The sequence below is a fragment of the Vibrio sp. QJM3NY_15 genome (assembly GCF_057785995.1).
On the sequence record NZ_CM173517.1, the window covers coordinates 1,482,939 to 1,502,945 of the forward strand.

General features: G+C 44.2%; 23 protein-coding genes. 10 read left to right on the top strand and 13 right to left on the bottom strand.

The window, feature by feature from the left end; translation table 11 throughout:
- Positions 1 to 118: 118 nt before the first annotated feature.
- On the top strand, positions 119 to 1,930 hold the full coding sequence (locus AC3CKG_RS06595; RefSeq protein ID WP_488529039.1) for a PLP-dependent transferase: 1,812 nt from the start codon (positions 119 to 121) through the stop codon (positions 1,928 to 1,930).
- 138 nt (positions 1,931 to 2,068) lie between these two features.
- Here the strand turns inward: AC3CKG_RS06595 and AC3CKG_RS06600 are convergent, their stop codons facing one another.
- The 7 genes from AC3CKG_RS06600 to AC3CKG_RS06630 form a co-directional block, all read right to left on the bottom strand.
- Positions 2,069 to 2,311: a hypothetical protein gene (locus AC3CKG_RS06600; RefSeq protein WP_488529040.1), complete on the bottom strand. Its 243-nt coding sequence runs from the start codon at positions 2,309 to 2,311 to the stop codon at positions 2,069 to 2,071.
- 204 nt (positions 2,312 to 2,515) lie between these two features.
- Positions 2,516 to 4,558: an FUSC family protein gene (locus tag AC3CKG_RS06605; RefSeq protein ID WP_488529041.1), complete on the bottom strand. Its 2,043-nt coding sequence runs from the start codon at positions 4,556 to 4,558 to the stop codon at positions 2,516 to 2,518.
- Positions 4,559 to 4,660: 102 nt separating this feature from the next.
- Positions 4,661 to 5,290, bottom strand: a complete 630-nt coding sequence (locus tag AC3CKG_RS06610) for a glutathione S-transferase family protein (RefSeq protein ID WP_488529042.1) — start codon at positions 5,288 to 5,290, stop codon at positions 4,661 to 4,663.
- A 14-nt stretch (positions 5,291 to 5,304) separates the two neighbouring features.
- The gene (locus AC3CKG_RS06615) at positions 5,305 to 6,507 is read right to left on the bottom strand and encodes a YbfB/YjiJ family MFS transporter (protein ID WP_488529043.1); all 1,203 of its coding nucleotides are present in this window, start codon (positions 6,505 to 6,507) and stop codon (positions 5,305 to 5,307) included.
- A 245-nt stretch (positions 6,508 to 6,752) separates the two neighbouring features.
- On the bottom strand, positions 6,753 to 7,478 hold the full coding sequence (locus AC3CKG_RS06620) for a metallophosphoesterase family protein (RefSeq protein WP_488529044.1): 726 nt from the start codon (positions 7,476 to 7,478) through the stop codon (positions 6,753 to 6,755).
- A gap of 79 nt (positions 7,479 to 7,557) precedes the next feature.
- Positions 7,558 to 8,061: a YcxB family protein gene (locus AC3CKG_RS06625; protein WP_488529045.1), complete on the bottom strand. Its 504-nt coding sequence runs from the start codon at positions 8,059 to 8,061 to the stop codon at positions 7,558 to 7,560.
- A 209-nt stretch (positions 8,062 to 8,270) separates the two neighbouring features.
- A complete protein-coding gene (locus AC3CKG_RS06630; RefSeq protein ID WP_488529046.1) occupies positions 8,271 to 8,918 on the bottom strand; it encodes a class I SAM-dependent methyltransferase in 648 nt (215 codons plus the stop codon).
- A 140-nt stretch (positions 8,919 to 9,058) separates the two neighbouring features.
- Between AC3CKG_RS06630 and AC3CKG_RS06635 the strand changes: the two genes are divergently transcribed.
- Together AC3CKG_RS06635 and AC3CKG_RS06640 are read left to right on the top strand one after the other, a co-directional pair.
- Positions 9,059 to 9,952: a LysR family transcriptional regulator gene (locus AC3CKG_RS06635; protein WP_017109745.1), complete on the top strand. Its 894-nt coding sequence runs from the start codon at positions 9,059 to 9,061 to the stop codon at positions 9,950 to 9,952.
- A gap of 449 nt (positions 9,953 to 10,401) precedes the next feature.
- A complete protein-coding gene (locus tag AC3CKG_RS06640; RefSeq protein WP_488529047.1) occupies positions 10,402 to 10,605 on the top strand; it encodes a hypothetical protein in 204 nt (67 codons plus the stop codon).
- Positions 10,606 to 10,722: 117 nt separating this feature from the next.
- Here AC3CKG_RS06640 and AC3CKG_RS06645 read toward each other — a convergent pair whose 3' ends face one another.
- The gene (locus tag AC3CKG_RS06645) at positions 10,723 to 11,958 is read right to left on the bottom strand and encodes a membrane dipeptidase (protein ID WP_102352724.1); all 1,236 of its coding nucleotides are present in this window, start codon (positions 11,956 to 11,958) and stop codon (positions 10,723 to 10,725) included.
- Positions 11,959 to 12,121: 163 nt separating this feature from the next.
- On the bottom strand, positions 12,122 to 12,949 hold the full coding sequence (locus AC3CKG_RS06650) for a DMT family transporter (RefSeq protein WP_488529048.1): 828 nt from the start codon (positions 12,947 to 12,949) through the stop codon (positions 12,122 to 12,124).
- Positions 12,950 to 13,188: 239 nt separating this feature from the next.
- Here AC3CKG_RS06650 and AC3CKG_RS06655 point away from each other — a divergent pair, with 239 nt between their 5' ends.
- Both AC3CKG_RS06655 and nqrM read left to right on the top strand, forming a co-directional pair.
- On the top strand, positions 13,189 to 13,635 hold the full coding sequence (locus tag AC3CKG_RS06655) for a NifB/NifX family molybdenum-iron cluster-binding protein (protein WP_488529049.1): 447 nt from the start codon (positions 13,189 to 13,191) through the stop codon (positions 13,633 to 13,635).
- The gene (gene nqrM / locus AC3CKG_RS06660; RefSeq protein WP_488529050.1) at positions 13,632 to 13,835 is read left to right on the top strand and encodes a (Na+)-NQR maturation NqrM; all 204 of its coding nucleotides are present in this window, start codon (positions 13,632 to 13,634) and stop codon (positions 13,833 to 13,835) included. The genes AC3CKG_RS06655 and nqrM overlap by 4 nt, the downstream gene beginning before the upstream one ends.
- Before the next feature lie 45 nt (positions 13,836 to 13,880).
- Here the strand turns inward: nqrM and AC3CKG_RS06665 are convergent, their stop codons facing one another.
- On the bottom strand, positions 13,881 to 14,159 hold the full coding sequence (locus AC3CKG_RS06665) for a DUF134 domain-containing protein (RefSeq protein WP_017109750.1): 279 nt from the start codon (positions 14,157 to 14,159) through the stop codon (positions 13,881 to 13,883).
- 44 nt (positions 14,160 to 14,203) lie between these two features.
- On the opposite strand from AC3CKG_RS06665, the gene AC3CKG_RS06670 reads away from it, so the two are divergent.
- A complete protein-coding gene (locus tag AC3CKG_RS06670) occupies positions 14,204 to 14,671 on the top strand; it encodes a PaaI family thioesterase (RefSeq protein ID WP_102352727.1) in 468 nt (155 codons plus the stop codon).
- 100 nt (positions 14,672 to 14,771) lie between these two features.
- On the opposite strand, the gene AC3CKG_RS06675 is transcribed toward AC3CKG_RS06670, so the two are convergent.
- Together AC3CKG_RS06675 and AC3CKG_RS06680 are read right to left on the bottom strand one after the other, a co-directional pair.
- On the bottom strand, positions 14,772 to 15,176 hold the full coding sequence (locus tag AC3CKG_RS06675) for a helix-turn-helix domain-containing protein (RefSeq protein WP_102338833.1): 405 nt from the start codon (positions 15,174 to 15,176) through the stop codon (positions 14,772 to 14,774).
- Positions 15,177 to 15,296: 120 nt separating this feature from the next.
- Entirely contained in the window at positions 15,297 to 15,683 is a 387-nt protein-coding gene (locus AC3CKG_RS06680; RefSeq protein ID WP_017109753.1) for a VOC family protein, read from the bottom strand.
- A 299-nt stretch (positions 15,684 to 15,982) separates the two neighbouring features.
- On the opposite strand from AC3CKG_RS06680, the gene AC3CKG_RS06685 reads away from it, so the two are divergent.
- Positions 15,983 to 17,074 carry a transporter substrate-binding domain-containing protein gene (locus tag AC3CKG_RS06685; RefSeq protein WP_488529051.1) on the top strand — a complete coding sequence of 364 codons (1,092 nt, stop codon included), beginning with the start codon at positions 15,983 to 15,985 and terminating at the stop codon, positions 17,072 to 17,074.
- Between the two features lie 43 nt (positions 17,075 to 17,117).
- On the opposite strand, the gene AC3CKG_RS06690 is transcribed toward AC3CKG_RS06685, so the two are convergent.
- The gene (locus AC3CKG_RS06690) at positions 17,118 to 17,321 is read right to left on the bottom strand and encodes a hypothetical protein (RefSeq protein WP_488529052.1); all 204 of its coding nucleotides are present in this window, start codon (positions 17,319 to 17,321) and stop codon (positions 17,118 to 17,120) included.
- 364 nt (positions 17,322 to 17,685) lie between these two features.
- On the opposite strand from AC3CKG_RS06690, the gene pnuC reads away from it, so the two are divergent.
- The 3 genes from pnuC (at position 17,686) to AC3CKG_RS06705 (ending at position 19,964) form a co-directional block, all read left to right on the top strand.
- A complete protein-coding gene (gene pnuC, locus AC3CKG_RS06695; protein ID WP_488529053.1) occupies positions 17,686 to 18,420 on the top strand; it encodes a nicotinamide riboside transporter PnuC in 735 nt (244 codons plus the stop codon).
- Positions 18,421 to 18,428: 8 nt separating this feature from the next.
- Positions 18,429 to 19,157 (top strand): nucleoside phosphorylase, encoded by a 729-nt coding sequence (locus AC3CKG_RS06700; RefSeq protein WP_488529054.1) that lies wholly within the window; start codon positions 18,429 to 18,431, stop codon positions 19,155 to 19,157.
- Positions 19,158 to 19,283: 126 nt separating this feature from the next.
- On the top strand, positions 19,284 to 19,964 hold the full coding sequence (locus AC3CKG_RS06705; protein ID WP_488529055.1) for a Crp/Fnr family transcriptional regulator: 681 nt from the start codon (positions 19,284 to 19,286) through the stop codon (positions 19,962 to 19,964).
- Positions 19,965 to 20,007 lie beyond the last annotated feature (43 nt).

Below are 20,007 nucleotides of genomic sequence, written 5' to 3' on the forward strand. Positions count from 1 at the left end.
TTAGTTTGGCAATATTATTGCTCAAAGTGTATGTCTTACTTCGCAAATAGCAATTTTTAACATCAGCACAAAACTAAAATTAAAGGAGGTATAACAAGCATGGAATGACCTAGGAACTATGAATACTTCAACTCAACTTAGCCCGCTGCGTAAAACAACCAAACACGAACAAGCAGAAGCGCTTGCCATTGAACAGGCAAAGCACTTTGGTATCGACCCAGACAGTGATTACGGCGTCACGCTGATTGAACTGGCGACGACCCTGTACAAAGCCAATACCAAGACACACGATCTTTGGGCAATAACGGTTGATGGACTTTCAGAGCTTGATAAGAGTGACCGAATCGCTTGGTTTAACGCCAAACGTTTTTTGTCTTTCCAGATCGCTAAGATCCTCGATAACCTACAAAACCCGATGCGTGCCACTTACCAATCTATTGCCACCAATAATGGTAATTTTGCGTCTAAAGGCGCGTATCCTATCTTCGATAATGTGGCGGCTATCTTCTCGGCAAGCCCGGTTATTACGCGCACCGCCACGTATTTATTTGCCTGTACAGAATGGATTGAAGATGCGTTCAACGGCAAAGAGCCGCTGCACGATATTTACTCTCGACTGCTTAACCCAACATCGATTTCACTGGCTAATCATATGGTTGATATTGAGGCAGGTTCTAGAGCCAACGAATACCTCGCATGGAACTTTAATTCGGGTATGGCGGCCATTGATGGATTGTTGAGCCATTTACTTGGACATGAAGACATAGTCTTGGCTTCACGTAATATCTATGGCGGTTCTTACCAGTTGTTGGAAGATTGGTTTGGGAAACCGTCTAACCTAAATGTCGCGGTGGAGTGGGTGGATGGTTACTCAGGTGATGAGTTTGCTACTCGCCTAGATGAGGTTGCCGATAAGTATGCCGATCGCCTCGCTGCGGGTAAGAAAATCTACGTTTACCTAGAGTCACCGTGTAACCCGCATGGATACGTGTTAGATGTTGCTAGTATCAGCAAAGCTGGTCACGTTCGTGGTTGGGATGTGATAGTTGACTCGACCGTGGGGACGCCTTTATTACATCCTGTACTCAAACGTGATGATGTGATGGAAAGACCAGATTATGTGATTCACTCTTACACCAAAGAGCTTGCAGGTTCAGGCACCACAACGGCTGGCGTAGTCATTGGACGCAATGAGACCATGTTTGTCCCTAAAGGGGAGGAGGTAGCTTTCACCAAACCCAATGGCGATGAGGCAACCATTCCATGGAACGAAACCTTGTTTTGGAATGTGTATTACATTAAAGGCGCGTTCTTAGATGCAGACAAAGCGTTCGAAGTGCTCAATGGTATGAAAACCTATGAGATGCGTGTAGTGCAAAAAACCATTAATACTCTGACTCTGGCGAAGATCTTTGATGCTCACCCAGATATCAATGTGTCGTGTCCTGCTTTGCCAGACAGTGACAACTATGAACACTGCCAGAACAACATGTACTTGGGTTTACCAGCGGCGCTTTTCACAATAGATATGGAAGGTAATGGCAATCGTGCACCAATCAATCGTGATGGGTTTAAACAGTTCTTCGATATGCTTGAGCCCGCAATTGGCATGCAAGTGAGCCTAGGGCAAACCAATACGGTCGCCTTGTGTCCGGCACTAACCACGCATTCAGAACTCAGTGACGAGGCTCTAAATGAAGCGGGTATCAAGCCAACAACAATGCGCATCTCGATTGGGTTGGAAGATCCTCGCATGTTCATTGCTCATATTATCGAGGCAGCCAAGTTATCGATTGACCGTAAACACTCAGACTTCTCATCGAGTTTCCCCTGTGGTGACAGTATCGATGAAATTTATATGCAAACCTATATGGATGTACATCAGAGGTTTGTTACGAGCTTGCCGAAGTTTAGTCAGCTTACTCAGTAACTTAGGTCAGTAAGAAAAGTTAGCAAGCTCAATCAATTAAAAGGCAGTAAATAAAAAAGCACCCTGTTGACTCAATAGTCGGTAGGGTGCTTTCTCGATATAGAACCTAGTGACCCTATTGGTTTACCAAGTCACTTACTATTTCGGCTGGTGGCCTGTCTTCTTTGCAAGCTCTTGCATAGCCTCGGCAAACGTTGTTGTTCCGCCTTTCGCTTTAACCTGAACCACCTTAAATCCTTGGCTTTCTAGCGCTTGGCGCTCTTCTAAAACGGCTTTGTCATCTGGTTGACTGCCTTGCACAGGCTGATGAATGTAACACCCTTCTAATTGTCCATCTTCGATTAGTTGGTGGTGTTTCAGTGCATTGATATCAAAATTCATAGTAAGTCTTTTCGCTTTAAATGGAGAGCCTCTGTGGCAAAGGCCTCAGGTATCTATAATTTTATTGTTTGTACCATACGGCATTTTAACTACAAGAATCTAGTGCAAATACAGTTATCCAATGGAATGCAGTTGGGTTCGTCTCACTTATTCAATTTCTTGTTGAACGTGGAAAACGGGAGGTAACTAATTGCTGAAGTGAGTTTATCTTTCCAGATTACGCCTAACTAAATCGTGCATTTGTTTTATCGTCATCAATGCCAACCAAATGATTTCTTCTACTGAGCGTTGACTTGTTGTGGAGGAGAGGTGGTCGGCATCGGTTTTATTGGTTAGCGCGGGTAGCTCATGGACGCGATTATCACGAATGGTATTGACCAACGCGTTCATCGCATCATGAATTAAGCGTTCGACTTTTTGAGTTCCTTGGTATTGCGTGCCTGTTCTGATAAGCGGAATCAGCAGACAGAGATAATGGCTCAACAATCGATAGTGACTCAGCATGTCCTCGTAATAATGGGGATCGGCGCGAGTGTGTCTTGGCTCTTGTTGCATTTCGTTATAGATGAGTTCTAGGTCGCTTTCTGCCGTGAGCATGGCAGCACGTTGCTTGGTTAAGGCCATGTGGTCGCGTTGTTCAGGGTCGACTTGCAGTTGTTCATAGCAATACACAAACAAGCTTTTCGAACTGTTCAATGCTGTTAATGCTTGATTATGGATCTCTTTGCCTCGCCATTGCGGCCACAACAAACCATAACCGAGTAACACAATCGCACCACCAACGATGTTGTCGATCAAACGTGGCGCGGCGAAATCGAGCCCTTGGTGCGCCATGGTTTGATAAATCAAAATCAATAGCGCGGTAATACAACCAATGGCTAATGAGTAATTGCGCATGATATTAAGCATCGCGATCGGCAAGAGGATGACAATGAACGTATACATTGCGGTCGTTGGTACGCCAATATGAATTAAAGAAGTCGCAAACAGAACACCAAGTGCCGTGCCTAAACAGCGTTGCCAAGTTTTACTGCGTGTCGCCAAGAAGCTTGGCTGAATCACCATTAACATCGAAATCAACACCCAGTCAGGGCGAATCAACTCAAAGTATTCGGCAATTCCAGCGCCAAGCGCGAACATCAAACCAACACGGGTAACATGACGCCAAATCGGGTTGCCTCTGTTTGGCAGACGAAACGACAATTCGAACGGCTGCACTTCAAAAGAGCGTTCATAGGCGGGTTCATTAAGCTCAATACGACGAGAAATGTGCTTCACTGCGTATGCCCAATAACGAAAGCGGGGTTGGTCTTCAAGCTTTACCGCTTCAATCAAGTCATTGGCTTCTTGTTCTAATGAGCTTAAGTGCTCCATTTCTTCATTCGTGTTGTGAAAAAGCTGTTTGGCTTTGTGTCTTAGCCTTTGCTGACAATGTTGGCTCCAAACCAATAACAAGTCTCGCTTTTGCTTACTTGATTGAAACTGGCTCAATAAATCAGGGTTACTTGTATGGCTGCTGAGTATCACTTCAAATGTATCGAGCGCGAGAAATAAGGCTTGTCGGAGCGAGTCAGCGTCTTCGTGTTTCGAGCGAAAGGACTCGGATTGAAGTGCCTGTTGGAACAACTCGATAAGCTGGTATTTGATGCGTCTTTTGGATGCTTCGTTTTCGCCTCCTAATAAGAAAGCTTGGCGATATTGGATGTAGTCTGCCAACGTCTCGTAAATCGCAGATAAACACACGCGAAGCGCATAATGTTTCCACAGGGCAAACCAAAGCCAGCTAAATAGAGCAAAAGTAAGAGGGCCAAGTACCAGCATTGGGTACAAGCTTAGCGCTGTGTTGGAATTATGAAGTGATAGGGTAACGACTGCAATTAAGAGGCTGGACATGCCTAAACGCCCCCAAAATGGCCCATTGACTGCCGCGCTAGCAAGTACGGCACCAAGTACCCCAAAGGTTACCCATAAAGGCAGTCCACTAATAAGTAGTAGGTAGCTTATGGCTTGAGTGGCTCCCCAAGTGGTGGCGGTAATAGCAAAGCGCGTCCAACGCCTAGGGCCAGCAGCGTCAAGCCCACTAATTAAGGCGGCTGGCATTGTCATGAGTGCGGTCATGGCAACAGCAACTTGATTCGACAAGACCCCTAAACCAAGAAATAGCACAATGGCGCTGGTGGCTCGAAGCCCTAAGTTAATAGAAGGGGAGTACCAGATTTTACGCAGAATGGCAGGAGAAAACGTCATAGACCCTCTTTACTTACTATGTCTCGTTCAGTGTAACGCCAAACCTCTTGATTGTGCTGGTTTCAATCACAGATTGATAAATTGAATCGCTGCAAGACTCTTCTATTGGCGTAGCTCGCTAAAGCTTGGTTTATTGGAAAGCGCTTCTAGGCTTAACGTTGCCAATGTGTCTTTGAAAGGGGAGTGTTGTAAGGCGGTGGAGAGGGTATCTACTTCTCTAACTGAGAGTAAACTCGCGTGCCTGAACAGAACGTAATCTAATGCAACGTGCAGGTACAACGTCGAGAAATCGGGCTGCAGTAAATTATGAGTGTTATTCAGTTGCTCGATAAGTGATTGAACGCTTCTTTGAATACCTTCCTTTCCTCTAACTGTCAGCACATTTTGTTCCGCTTCAAAGCGGCTCAATGCAGCGCAGCGAAATGCTACTTCCATTAGGGTTTTACTCATCCCCAATAACGACATGCGCTTACTATCACTAGTTTTGGTTGCTGTGAGTGTCTTAGTTGGGTAAGCCTGTAATAGAAACTCGCAGATCATCAAGCTCTCGGTGAGTGCAATACCCTCATGAGTTTCAAGAACCGGGATGGTACTAAATGGATTGATTGTGACTAATGCTAGGGGTGTCTGCCATGGGTCGATCCATTCAAGTTTAAGTGGTGCATCACACAGGTAGGCAGTGGCCAACACCGCTCGTGAGAATGGTGAGGTATCATTTAAGTACAGTTTCATGAGCGATTCCTTTGCTAAGAATTTGTTTGAGCAGTGTTTAATGATTGCTGTTTGGTAGATGTAAATGCAATGCAGACTATCGACAAGATGAGTGCACTCGTACTGACCAAAAATAGGATGTTATAGCTGCTTAACTGTGATGCGTAATGAGCCATAACAAAGCCAACCACGCCTTGGGAAATAGCAAAAGCCATTGTCATGGCTCCCCAAGATTTCGTATGGAGTTGTGTTCCAACGAGTTCTAAAGTGTAAGTTGATACGAGTGTGACGATACCTGGAGTGAACATACCGACGAGCAAAGACGAAACAAAAAGTGCAACTGTACCTGTGCTCAATAGTGGAAGTGCAACGCCAATCGCTTTGCAGAAAAACGCAGTTAATAACGCTCTTTTGAGTCCGATCCTATCGCCTAATATGCCTGTCACTATTGGCCCAATTGCAGCGCCGATGCCAAATACGGCCCAATAAACCCCACCACTTGATAAAGTCATTCCTAACTCACGAACAATATAGTCGACCCAGAAGAGAGTGTGAGGCAAGTAACCAATGGCGCCAAAGGTGTAGGCTAAAAGCACAAATCGAATACTGATACGTGCGCGCTTGGATAAGTCTCTAAACGAAGCTGGGCTCATCGTACAATGACTCTGTTTAACCTCAATACTCCATGTATTCCATGTCAAAACGGTCGCTAGAAACGCAATGGCTCCCATACCTAACCATGCGCTTTCCACACTTTGATAGATAAGTAGAGGTATGATCGTTCCTGAGATCATGGCACCAAGCCCGATCCCTGAAAATACGACGCCACTGATTCTTGCTTTCATCTCTTGTGGGTGAAGGCTAGCGATCATCGGGGGTGCGAGCACCATAAGAATGGCTCCCGATATTCCCGCCATGGTTCTCAATGTTAAAAACCATTCAAAGGGGGCAGTCTTTAAGGCACAACCAAGATAACTAAAGCTGCTCAATAAAAGAGAGGCGCGTATGAGTGTGCCTGTTGAATAATATCGTTGTAAAAAGCTTGAAGCAGGAGCCCCAAAAATGTAGCCAATCAGCGTTGCAGCGCCAAGCGTTGAGGCATCTTCACTTGAGAACCATCCGCTCTGTATGAGCACTGGCATCAAGGCAATGTAGGCAAAGCGGCCAATGCCATTACCGACTAATGTTGCCGCAAGCCCAGCGAAAGTGGCGCGGTTTAAGAGTTTTATTTGTTGCATGTCGCGCCTGATGTTTGCGTTTGTAACATCACGCTAACATTTTAACTTGAGTGCTCCAAATGAGTTTCTACTCTAATGCGTGGAGTTTGATAGTGATTTATATCCTCTGTAAATATCAAATCAGTCATTTACATTCTGGAATTCATTCTTTTGAACACGTGGTTTAGACGCGCAGATGCTTCAAGAGACTTGTACTAGATGAATGGCTCACGAGTTAATCGTGATTTTTTGACTTCAGCTCAAGGCTAAAGATAAACAGCTTGATAGTCGATTGAATCATCAGAAAACGAAATTCGACTCAATCCTACTTTCTCGCTGCGATTGTATTCATTTATAGAGTGGTCAAAACCGTAGGCTGTTGAAGGTACCATGTATTGAGTTACCCCTTGTTGTGTAACGGTTATTCCATCATGGCCGTGACCGCAAATAACGTCACGCACGCTATGTTTTCGAAGTAGGCTCATCACATCGGCATCGTTTTCCAAACAGATGACTTTCATCCACTCAGCACCGACAGGAATGACAGGGTGATGGATAACAACGATTGGGCTGCTTGTCTTTCTCAGCTGTTGCTTTAGGCGCGTCATGCCACGATTATCAATACGCCCAGAACCCAGTGGGTGGCGGCTATCGAGCGGCTTGTAGCTAGAATCCAGAAACAAAAACTGTCGTTCACAGACACTGGCTTTATCGGTGACGAAAATCGTCGATCCTTTTAGCTCTGTGCTCATTAAGTCAGAGTCATCATGGTTGCCTGCAATCGCGTAAATGGATTGATCACCAATGTGTTGCCTAATGAACGCCTCTAATCGAACGTAGTCTCCCGATTTTGGATTACAACAAATATCACCGGTCAGAAAAATGGTCTCGCAATTTGTGTCTTTGTTGACGAATTCCAATGCTCTACGCAGGTTCTCATAGCTGGATTCATCGGATAGGTGACAGTCACTGATTTGGTATACGGTGTTCATGGTTGTTGTCCGTGTGTGCCATACGCATTATCAAAGGTGATAGAAAAATGCCTGCCAAATTGGCAGGCATTTAGAGATGCTAGTTCGCTTTGGATGCTTTAGAAGCTTCGTGTTGATCAATCATGAACGCGATTGCTTCATCGCTTAAACAAGATTTACTGACATATTGGCGCTGTTTTCCAATATGAAGGATAAAGCCGAGATCGGTCTGTTCAAGTTGGTCGATGTTACTCCAAGCGATAGTATTGGTGGCTTTGCGGTTTTTATAACTCACACCATCAATGTTCCCCGCAAAGACTACTTTGCTACCAGCGCCTGAGCTGATTTTTTGTCGCCATAGCCACCAGGTTCTTTTGCAGTACACACTGAATGCTTCAATCACACTCAAAACGATAAAGAACCAGCCAACGTAACCGTTCGGTAATAGCTCAAATTCTAATAGAACCACACCAAAAACAAGAAACAGTATTCCTTTTAAATAGGCTTTTGGAAATTGAGTCGGAAGGCTAGTTTGATCATAACACTCTGCGAAAAATGTCTTATCGAGGGTGTATTCTGTGGTGAAACCGGAATCTTTAGACATGTGTGGCTACTTTAAGGTTCTGTGAATGTGCTTTCTTTGAATGGGCATAGCTTGCTGCGGTCTTGCAGCACGAGCATTGTATCGCTTCTCGATGCTTTTCTTTAGCGGTTTTGATGCTCTTTTGTAAATCAATAATACCGACACAGCGTATTCACTCTATAGCCCATGGGATTCTAACTCCAAATAATCAGCACATTTCTTAGCTCTAATCAATGGCGATTTGATTTTCTTGCGACAGCAAAGTAACTGGATGCCCCTTTGTATATCTCTTTGGCTTCCGTTATCTGGAAATCACCTTCTATTAATAAATTGTCTAAATCAGAGCTTTTGTATTGCCTGATCGTGATGGGGATGATTCCGATCTTCGAAAGTAATCTAACCAAATGAATCTGCATGCTAACCAATAAAGACTTTCTTCCGCCTAGACAAGGTGTGGTCGAAATCAATAGCCCATTAGGTTTTAGTAGCTCGTGTATCCGTTGAACGACATGATGGGGGTTATCAACGGTGTGTAACATGTTGAAAGCGAAGATTACATCAAATGACTCATTTTCGTATTCGTTGTCAAAGATAGCAGCTTGGGCAAAATGGACATTTTTTATGTTGTTATTAGCGGCTTTATTTTTTGCCGCTTCGATCATCTCTGCTGATATATCAATGGCATGAATTTCCTTAACATGGCTCGCTAACTCGCATGATTTTGTGCCTGTTCCACATCCATAATCCAGTACCACATTGCTAACATTGAGGTGTTTTTTGGCATTTTCTCTTGTCATGTTATGTATGTATTCAAAGCGAGCCTCAGACTTGTCATAACCTTTTGACGCCTTATTCCAGAAGTTTTCAGTCTTGTTCATTACCTACCACCTTTCAGTTTTGTTAAACCATACATCTGTTGCCTGAGTTGGACCTTGATGAGTTGAAATTCACAATCTAACTACATTCTATCGATGCTATTATGGATTGGTAGGGGCGAAAATGCATAAAAGGTATTCATATGCGAATAGATTGGAAGGCAGTAGATTTTGATTGGAATCATGCGAGAGCTTTTCTTGCAACAGCTGAGTTGGGTTCTTTGTCAGCGGCAGCGAAGGCTTTAAATAGCTCTCAGCCAACGTTGAGTCGGCAAGTCAATGCATTGGAGAAGCAACTTAAAGTTGCTCTATTTGAGCGTGTCGGTAAAGGGCTTGAGTTAACGCCAAGTGGTGTCGAATTGGCTGAGTGTGTCAAGAGTATGGGGAATGCTGCCGCCCATTTATCCCTGACAGCTTCTGGGAAGTCAGAGTTATTAGAAGGTTCGGTTTGCATCAGTGCATCAGAGAGTATGGCGGTTTATGAGTTGCCTGCGATCATATCGAAGTTGAGGTGTATTGAACCCAAAATTACGATTGAACTGGTCGCATCTAACGGGAGCAGTGATTTGAAACGCAGGGAGGCCGATATTGCTATCCGATCTTACAGACCTGAGCAGTTAGACTTAATCGCTAAGAAGCTGCGAAATGATCATTTCTACCTTTATGCGACAAGCTCCTATCTTGATTCAATCGACAATCCGCAAGCTTTGTCTGATTTTAATCATGCTGCTTTTATCGGCCCATCTGATTATCAAGACATTATTTCGATGTTAAATCGACGCGGTTTAAGCCTTACCACTGAGAGCTTTCCAGTGACGACAAGCAATCACACAGTCTATTGGGAGTTAGTCAAACAAGGTGTTGGTATTGGTTTTTTTCAAGAAAGCTTGGTTCAACCTGCAGATGGTGTAGAGAAAGTGCTGCCGGAATTGGGGGCGGTCTCAACGGAGCTTTGGCTTGTGACTCATCGTGAACTTAGAACCAATCGGAGAATCCAATATGTCTTTGAATTTTTAAGTAAAGAATTATCAAAATAGTAGTGATAGGAAGAAGTGAGGAGCTTAATTAACCTTGAAGCTCCTGTTGTTGATCTTTTATCACTGAAGCAACCACACAAGTTCACTAGCTCTCATAAAGCGACTAGGTGAGGAAGTGGAAGGCGTTCGTTAACCTGCTCTTCGTTGTGTTCTATTTACCTTAACGCCTGTTATAAATTATCTGATTTAATTAAACACAGCGTGGCCATAAAATACGAATCAAACGGCTAGAGGGGATAGAAGATGATTGGATCAGTGCACAATGATGAGCTCGATAGATACATTGAAGATTTAGACTTAAACCTTACGAAGGATGAGGTTTGTGAGCTTGGCTGGCAACAAAGCAGGGCAATGCCAGAAAATGAAAAGACAGTATTAGGGGCGAGGTTCTTTTTCTCTTTCTTCGGGTTATGTGCGTCTGCTTGTCTTGCTCTTCTGGTGTATCTCTCTTGAAAATAAACAAAACAATGACGGCGTACAATCAGCATGGAACGTTCAATTGGTTCGAAGTTGATGGAGCAACGTATATCCTGTTCAAGGTAGGCGATAGCAGCGTTCTATTGAACCAGCATTACGAAGATGTCACAGAACAAAAGCGTGAAATATACAGGGTGTTAGACGTTGCTCTCTGTTCTATTAATAGCAGTGTCTAGTAGCCACCGAGCGTATCTTGGGAAAGAGGCGAGAGATAAGCCTCAATTTACTCAATGCGATAATCGTTTAGAGCCTAATGATGACAAAAAAGCCCACATTTCTGTGGGCGAAATAACTTAAGCTTTTGGTGTCCATGTTTGTTCGTAAACACGCATTAAGTTACCACCGAATAGTTTAGCAAGATCTTCATTTGAGTAACCCATTTCCCATAAAGCATCGACAACACCTGCAATGTGTTTTGACAGCTCTGCACAGCCTGTCGCGCCTTTGTTGAATGCTTCCACCATGTATCCGTTATCAGCGTATTTGTCAGCATTAGCAACGGCAAAAGGTACCACTTTCGCTGTTGTCATCATGTCATCAGTTGCGATGCCGACGTGGTCAATACCTGCTACTTTCACCGCACCATCAATCATCTCTGCAAATTGTTGTGGTGAGATGTCTTCAGGCCAAACACCGTCCATCATGAATTCTGTCGCAGTAACTGCAACGACACCACCCATTTCGGCAACAGTCTCCGCTTGCTCATCAGAAATTAATCGGTAGCACGCAGATAAACGGTAATCGGGGTGGTCCTTTTGTAGGTTTTTCTCTGCCATACGCTGCTTCGTTTCACTCAGTGTTTCGTGAGGCTTACAGCCGTAAGTTGATGCAACTGGCGAATGCGAATAGATAACCGGCACACCTTTATGATGTTTCTGCATGTAGTCGGTAATATCTTCAGTTGTGTAGTGAGACGTATGTGAGAGATCAACCGTGATGCCGTGTTTCACCATTTCATCAATTACTTCTTTACCAAACTCGGTTAGGCCTGATTTATCACCGTTTATCATGGAGATAACACCAGAACCTGTAAGCTCTGTCTCGTTGTAGGTGAGTTGCATCGTTTTGATGCCGTGTTCAGCCATGACTGCAACATTTGAAGCATCACCTTCCAAAGGCATGGTTGTTTGGCTTGCCCACATTACCGCGTATTCACCGTTATCATGAGCCAGTTGGAAGTCTTCAACGCTCTCAACATAACGAATTGGTGTCTTGGCAGACGCTGATGCTTTAGTCCACTTCGCATGTTCAGACTTAAACGCCAACATGTTTGGTGTGTGAGGTGCAGCAATCGTTACTGATGCACCTGTTATGCCACGCTCATGAGCAAGGTCGATATAGCGAGCGACATCAGAATCTTCAGTGAAGCCAACAGCGCTAGGAGAGGCATAGAAGTCCAACACAATGGTTTCTTGTGCGAATTTCTGCGCTTCTGGCGAAGCAAATTCATGCCAATCTAATGTTTCAATAGATGCGTTTACACCAGTTGATAGTGATGCGATTGTTGCGGCTAGGATTAATTTTTTCATGATGTAACCTCTACATTAGTTAGCGAGTTAAGTGCGCTGTTGATGTAGGAGATAATAAAGGAACCCAGCACTGAAAATGTGCATTTTGCGACATGGCAGTGTTCTTCTTATTAATCGGATTACGGATAGATAAAACTATGGTTTGCGATTGCGAGGTCTTTTGCTATTGATTGCGGCGATTGCTTTTATAGGTAACTAACAGGTTCCCGAACAGCATAACCACGCCGCCAATGATGAGCGCGGGCGTTAATGGCTCGTCATACAGCAGAATGCCGACAACGGCGATAGCGGGTAGGCGGAAGAAGTCGAGTATCATCACCAAAGTGACTTCGGCGTTCTTCATGGCTTTGGTCAAACAATAGTGAGCAGAGAGTGCCGAAAGGGCGACAAGCAACAACCAAACCGATTCTAACGCTGATGGCGTTTTCCACGTTTGCCAAGAGAGAATCAAGCCTATTGGCAGTTGAATTAAGCACATGTAGAACAGGATCGTCAGCGGAGCCTCAGTACTGGCTAACGATTTAGTCGAGGTATGCGCCACTGCGTAACAAAATGCAGCGCACAGCACGATAATCGCCCCAACACTTATGACGTCTTGTGTGGGTTGAACAATGATAACAACGCCCAACAACCCTAATGCGATAGCCGTCATTTTCTTTAGCGTGAGGCCTTCCCCTAGAAAGAGACTTGCCAATAGTGCTGTCCATAGTGGAACGGTGAATTCAAGCGCAAACACTTCCGATAAAGGAAGTAGCCCAATTCCAACAAACCAGCCAAATTGCCCACCAAAGTGAAAGACATTACGTAGGCTGTGAAGGCGGATTCGCTGTGTTTGAAAGAGTTCCTTTTGCTTAGACGCAAAGATCAGAAATGATACGACGCACAAACCAATGACACTTCGCACAAGCAAGACTTGATAAGTACTGATGTTGCCACTGAGCTCTCGTGCACCGATGGCCATCAAACTGAATGATATCAGTGTGCCTATCATCCAAAGAATCGTTGATGAGATAGTGATTTCCCTCGTGTGCGTGTCAGATTTCCATACTTAGTGATTGTTCAGAGTTTAACCGCTGCATTCAATTGATATCTAATGTTTTATTAGATTTTGCCTATTCATCGTTAAGATCTCTACAAACAGTAAATCTAATTTTCCACATGATAATTATTGGCATATGCTAATAACGAGGCGTATGCTGAACTCCTAATCATCAATAACAGGAAGTTACCATGTTATACGCAGTACCTTGTCGCGACCTTCATGTCGGTAACCACTTTGCTCGTTCTCCGCAGATAGCCATTGTCGATGAACAACAACAAATAAAGCAGCTTATTCCTTTGGTTGAGTCGGACAGCCCGTGCAATAAGAAGAAACAATGGATGTCTGTCGTTAAATCTTACGATGTGAAGGCTGTAGTTGTCCGTCACATAGGGAAGAAGATGCTAGCGCACTTGTTCAATAACGATATTCGAGTTTTTGCATCGACAGGGAAGGCGGAAGTTGCCACGCTGGATTTCAGCAATCTGCAAGAAGTGACCGACCTCGATTATGGTCGAGAGTCGCGAAATAGCGGGTGTAGCAATAGTACGTGCGACGAGAAACGCCACAAAAACAAAACGTCGATTCACATGCCACAGTCAAACAGGTTCGGTGTTATTCGAGGTGTTCGTAAATGACTTTCTTACTCACGCTACTGGGTTTTGTTGGGATCGTTTTTCTGATGGCAATAGGCGTGATTTTTTCACGTAAGCCAATCAAAGGCAGTTGTGGAGGGCTCGCGCAGTTAGATATTGAGCGCGAATGCAATTGCAAGGATGTGTGCGAAGAGCATAGCCGAACGTTGTATCAGATCACTGAGCCATCCAGCGAAGTCTAGGGAATCAGTGGTCTTACGCTAAATCATTTCTGGTTTGCACACGAGTTAAGCGCCTTGAATGACCAACGCATGGCCGTTGACGATGCATTTGGCGACTTTGGCTCGTGCACGCTTAATGATATTGCCGAACGTTTGGCGAGACACCTGCATTTGTTCGGCGGCTTCAAGCTGGCTCAATCCTTCTTGATCAGCCAAGCGTAAGGCTTCTAACTCTTCTAATAGCAGTTCTTCTTTATGAAGCTCGTCCATAGGAACACCATTAGGCTTAAAACAAGAGTAAGCCGCACGGGTACATAACTGGCGATGTTTTTTTGGTCGAGCCATATCAATCTCTAGGAATCTAAGGGTAAAAAGGAATAAGGGTAAGTATGAAGGTTTTCATTCCTCATAACCATCGGCGCTGCCAAGTATGCAGCCAAGGTTTTTTTGCAGACAGTCCCATTTGTTTTGAAGCCGTTGGCGAACGCGAGACTTTAGTCAATCATAAAGCCTTGGCCAATCATGAAGCTTCAATTAAGAGTGAAGCTTTAGTTAATTATGAAACAAGAGCCAAGATTGTACCAACAGATAAAGCTGAGGGCTACGATGGCATCATGCAAGGTGGCATTGTTACTACATTACACGACAGCGCGATGCTGCATTGCTTGTTCCAAAATAGTATCACCGCGATGACGGTGAGTTTAACGTCTCGTTTTCATCATCCAATAGCTATTGGTCAAGAGTTAGAAATTCGCGCTCAATGGGTCAAAAGCCGACGCAACATTCACTTCTTAGAGAGCAAAATCATTCAGAACGGAAAGCTGTGTTCATCGGCACAAAGCCAGTTTATGTCTTAGGTTTCAGCCATTAGGTGTCAGGTCACACGTAATAGATCTCGGAGTTGGTAGAAGGTGTATGGGGTGGGGGTGGAATTCGGTAGGGTATTCAAATCGAACGTTATTTCAGGTTTTCATTATACAAACGTTGATATTCTCTGGGGGAGTAACCTGTGCTTTTGTTAAAGGTCGTTGAGAAAGTCGCCAAGCTTTCATAACCGACACTCATGCAAACATCGGTGACAGAATGGCCTTGCTTCAAGAGTTCTTTGGCTTTGGAAATACGCATGTCTTTCAGGTAGTTCCTAGGTGTCACGCCATATACCTGTTTGAATACACGAATGTAGTGGAACCGAGACATAAATGCGGCTTTGGCTAGGTCATCTAAGTCTATTTTTTCTGGATAATACTCTTCTATGAATCGCTTCGATTGTCTGATGAGCACGTAATGTTTGGTAGGAAGTGATATCTCACTGTCCAAGCGGTCGAGCTCTTGTTCATAGAATGTTTTAGGGGGTGATGACATTGCTCGTTAACCCGTTATTGGATAGACACTTATTTATATTAGTCTTGTTCAGTACGAAAGAGGCAGAACGACCAACAGGTGATACCTTTGGCAGCACCTGTTGGTTGAATGAGCTGAGTGTTATAGCAGTTGCATCAACTGGATATAGTTACCACAGGTGTCGTCTAAGACGGCGATCATCACGCTTCCTGCTTCTCTTGGGGTAATTGAGAACTCGACTCCTAGAGCGACCAATCTTTCGTATTCTGCGTTAACGTCATCGACAGCAAATGATGTCCAAGGAATACCGGCTTCTTTCAATGAATCTTGGTATTGCTTAGCGGGTTCGAAAGCCATCGGCTCAAGCAGAAGTTCAACGCCCGATTGTTCTTGCGGAGACACAACCGTTAACCATTTGTGTTCGCCAAGCGGGACTTCTGTCTTCTTGATAAAGCCTAAAATATTGGTATAGAAATCTAGAGCTTTGTCTTGGTCTTCAACGGGAACACTTGTTACGACGATTTTCATTGTGAACTACCTTTAATTGTTGGGAACAGAAAAAGAATAACCAGAAGGCGGTGACAATACTTATTCTATATTGCTTTTCTGAAAGTGTAGAGTCGAGTTGTCCTGTCTTTCGTACTTTGTTACGCCCATTCTTTGCACAATAAATAGGGTTCTCTATAGTTAAAGTTATAACTATTAAAGCTAGGGCAGTATCGAATTTATCATAAACTCTCTCCACTTCTGGCCACATTAATATGTGTTCGTTAGGCGAGCCTTCGCACTCGATTCAATTCACGCTGCCTTTTCCTGGAGGGCTGCTGATGCACAAATTCTTCAAATCGACACTCCGATACAGTGTCACTTCAATCGTTTCTCTTTTTCTATTCTTCAGTACTTTTGCTTCCTCTTCTCCACTTAAAGTCGGTGTGTACCCGTGTCCGCCTTTTGTGATCAGTTCGATGGAAAGTCAATGGAATGGCTTGAGTGTCGAACTTTGGGAACAGATCGCCAAAGAGATGGACGTTGAATATACGATAGAAAATCACCGTTTGGATGAACTACTCAATGCGATTGAAACCGAGCAAATCGACATTGGTGTTTCTTGTATTTCAATCACCCCAGAGCGTGAGCTGTTTGCTGACTTTTCCCATTCCTTTTACGAAACTCACCTTGCCATCGCAGTGAAGAAACAGGGCTACCTTCATACCTTGCGCGCCATTTTCTTAAACCCTGCATTGTGGATGATCATTGGTGTTATCGTTTTTATCTCTGGGGTCATTGGCGCATTTTTCTACGTATTGGAACACGGCGAGAATGAAAAGCTCTATTCGATGAAAAGCCGTACTGGTCGTTGGTTAGAAAGCTTCATATTAGGCTTACTGTTCATCACACGAGGCCCATTTAATTACTTTGAGTTTAAGAGCTTAACCGGACGAATTGCCACGGTGTTCATTGGTGTATTGAGTATGCTGTTCATCGCCAGTATTACTGCGGTATTAGCCAGCAAGCTCACGCTTAGCCAAGGCTCTTCCCATATTAAAGGCGTTAATGATCTCGCGGATGTCGAGGTGGGCGCTAAGGTAGCAACGACTTCTTCTTTGATGCTCACTAGCTTTGGTATTCGACACAAGAGTTATGTGGATATGCCGAGACTGTTGGCGGCTTTAGAGGAAGGTGAAGTGGAAGCGATTGTCGCTGATGATGTGGTACTCAAATATATGATCGGTAATGGCAGAATAAGTGGACAGTTCGATGATCTAGAGGTGTTACCGTATCAGTTAGAAAAGCAGAATTATGGATTTATCATTACTGAAAATAACTCATACGAAGAAGAGATAAACCGTGCGCTGCTGAAAATTCGTGAGTCGCGTAAGTGGCGTAAAATCTTGGTCGATTATTTTGCGGATCAATAACCGACACCTGCTGCATACTTCGACGTGTTCTAGGCTCTTTTCGCTACAGTTGGTCTGAACTAGAAGCTTTGTTTTTTTTGAAATATTTGAACGCTGTCCAAACGGCATAAGCCGAAACACCGACAATCATTGCTGAGCGAAGAAGAATAGGAGCATCATGCTCAAGCTGACTAACGTGCGGCACAATACTGGCAAATAATCGACTGGTAAAAAGCAGCCCCATTACTAACATAATAACTTTATTCATGTGACCTACCATTCAATCAGATGCGTTACACAGAACAAGTTATGGGCGGGTTAGGCTATTAATTCGGCCAAAACTATTCTGCTCGGAAATAAAAGCATGCGCTTCTCAAACGCGCCCGTCAACGTGATATCAGCCAAAAGCCAGTAAGCTAAAATTTCGTTTTTGGAAGTGATTTATTCTTCAAAGGAAATGAGATTCAGAAATACCGATGAAGCATCCCGCTCTTTACGATGAATTTGATTCTTCCATTTATTATTCTGATTTATGATCGCATGCAATCTTAGGGGGACAAATGTCCTCCTTTTTGTTTCTGTGAGCGCAATAAGATAGGTGCTACTAAAAACAAATAATAAAGGACATCCCTATGGACCTATTCGCCCTACTTGATATCAACAATACTCTAGTCAATATCCCAATAGGGGATGGCTATGCAATGAGCTGGATCGAAGCATTCGGTACTGTGTTTGGCCTGCTTTGCATTTGGTTTGCGAGCCAAGAGAAAACCATTAACTACCTATTCGGATTACTGAATGTCACCTTATTTGCGGTTATCTTCTTCCAAATTCAGTTATACGGGCTATTACTTCTTCAACTCTTTTTCTTCTGTGCCAACATTTACGGCTGGTACGCATGGACACGCCCTAATGAGCAAGGGAAAACGCTAGAAGTTCGCTGGTTGAGCCAAAACAAGCTGGTGGCAACAGCCGCAGCGTGTGCGATTTCTATTGCTCTACTTACTATGTATATCGACCCGTTCTTCTTTGCGCTGGCACACATCGCGGTAGATAGCCTGAATCTATTTGGTGCGGACTTAGCTGAGCCTGTGCTTGAACCGGATGCGTTCCCATTCTGGGATGCGACCATGACCATTCTATCGATTGTTGCCCAAGTTCTCATGACACGTAAGTATGTTGAAAACTGGATACTTTGGATTGTGATTAACATTATCAGTGTTGGTATTTATGCTACGCAGGGCGTCTACGCAATGTCCGTTCAATACGCTATTTTGATGTTTATTGCGGCGAATGGTACTCGTGAGTGGGCACGCACTGCTAAACGAAACAGTGATAAGTCACTGACTCAAGCAACGGCTTCTTAGGAGTTAAGATGGCAAAGCAACCTCATATCGGCGTTGATGAGACGCAAATTGCTTCGTTAGTCATTGTTTGTGGCGAGCCTGATAGAGCAAACCGTATCGCGAGTCTGCTTGAGCACGCTGAGCTAGTCGCCGAAAACCGTGAATATCGAATTTTCACTGGTACTTATCAAGGCAAAGCGATATCGGTTTGTAGTACGGGGATCGGTGCGCCTTCAATGATCATTGCGGTCGAAGAGCTTAAATTTTGTGGTGTCACTCATATTGTAAGAGTCGGCTCTGCGGGTGCGATGCAGTCACATATCGGGCTTGGTGAGCTAATTATTGCAGAGGGCGCGGTTCGCGATGAGGGTGGTTCTACCGCTTACGTTAAGCCGTCGTATCCCGCCTATGCAAGCTTCTCCCTGCTCAAAGAGCTAGATGGGTTCTTGCAGGAGCAATTAACACCTTACTATTTAGGAACGGTGCGCTCACACGACAGCTTTTATACCGATGACGAACAGGCGATCTGTAAGTACTGGAATGGTAAAGGCATTTTGGGGGCAGACATGGAAACATCGGCACTGTTTACGGTTGCGCGCTTGAGAGGAGTTAACGTCGCTTCCATCCTGAACAATGTGGTTTTGTACGAACAAGATGTAAAAGACGGTGTTGGACAGTATGTCGATGAAGCAAAAGTGATGATGGAAGGTGAACGACTTGCATCATTAGCGGCGTTGGAAGCATTAATCGCTCAGTAAGAGCTGCAATAAACTGAAGATAAAAGCGATGGGAGACCGTCGCTTTTTTATTGTTCTCTCCATTGGTTTAAGCCGCTACAATCGCAATAACATCAACAGCAGTTTATGCAATGAGAGACAGTTAGTATGAAGATCGAACCATACTCAAGCGGACGTTTTAAAAACTACCTAGAACAGAAAAGTTCTGAATTTAAAGCTCTCATCTACCAACACCAAGTGAGTTCGCGTTACTTTGATAAGAATGATGAAATCTTGCGTCAAGGAGAGCAGCTTCAGTATCTCTATGTTGTACCGGTAGGGCGAGTTTCTATGAGTATCTCTGCGGCTAATGGGCGACGCTTTCAACTGGGGGAAGTGAATTGCGACTATCATATATTTGGCGAGATGGAGTTCTTCACTCAAACGCCTTGCCAATGGAATGTCGTCGCAGATGAACACATGCAGGTTGATGTTATCTGTATCCAAAAACTATCAGAGGCGCTACATGAAAATCCGGAGATGATGTTCTTTTTCGCCTCAGCACTGGCGGAAGATTATCAAGACTCGATGGGCATTTACACCAATCGCCTTTTACACTCGATTACCTACAACATTGCCTACGATTTGTTGGTGCAAAGCCACACCAATACCGTGTTAGGCGGCTTCGATAAAGTGAATCAAGAGGCCGAACGTTTCGGTACATCGAGCAGAGTATATCGCAGAGCAGTCAAAGACTTACTCGATAAAGGCTTCATCAAGAAAGGGCAACAAGGGTTGGAAATTATCGACCAACAAGCACTTCAAGCCTTTATTGACTCGTATGAGTGAAACTCAAAGGCCCCGCGATTGCGAGGCCTAGTGTTCTATTCAA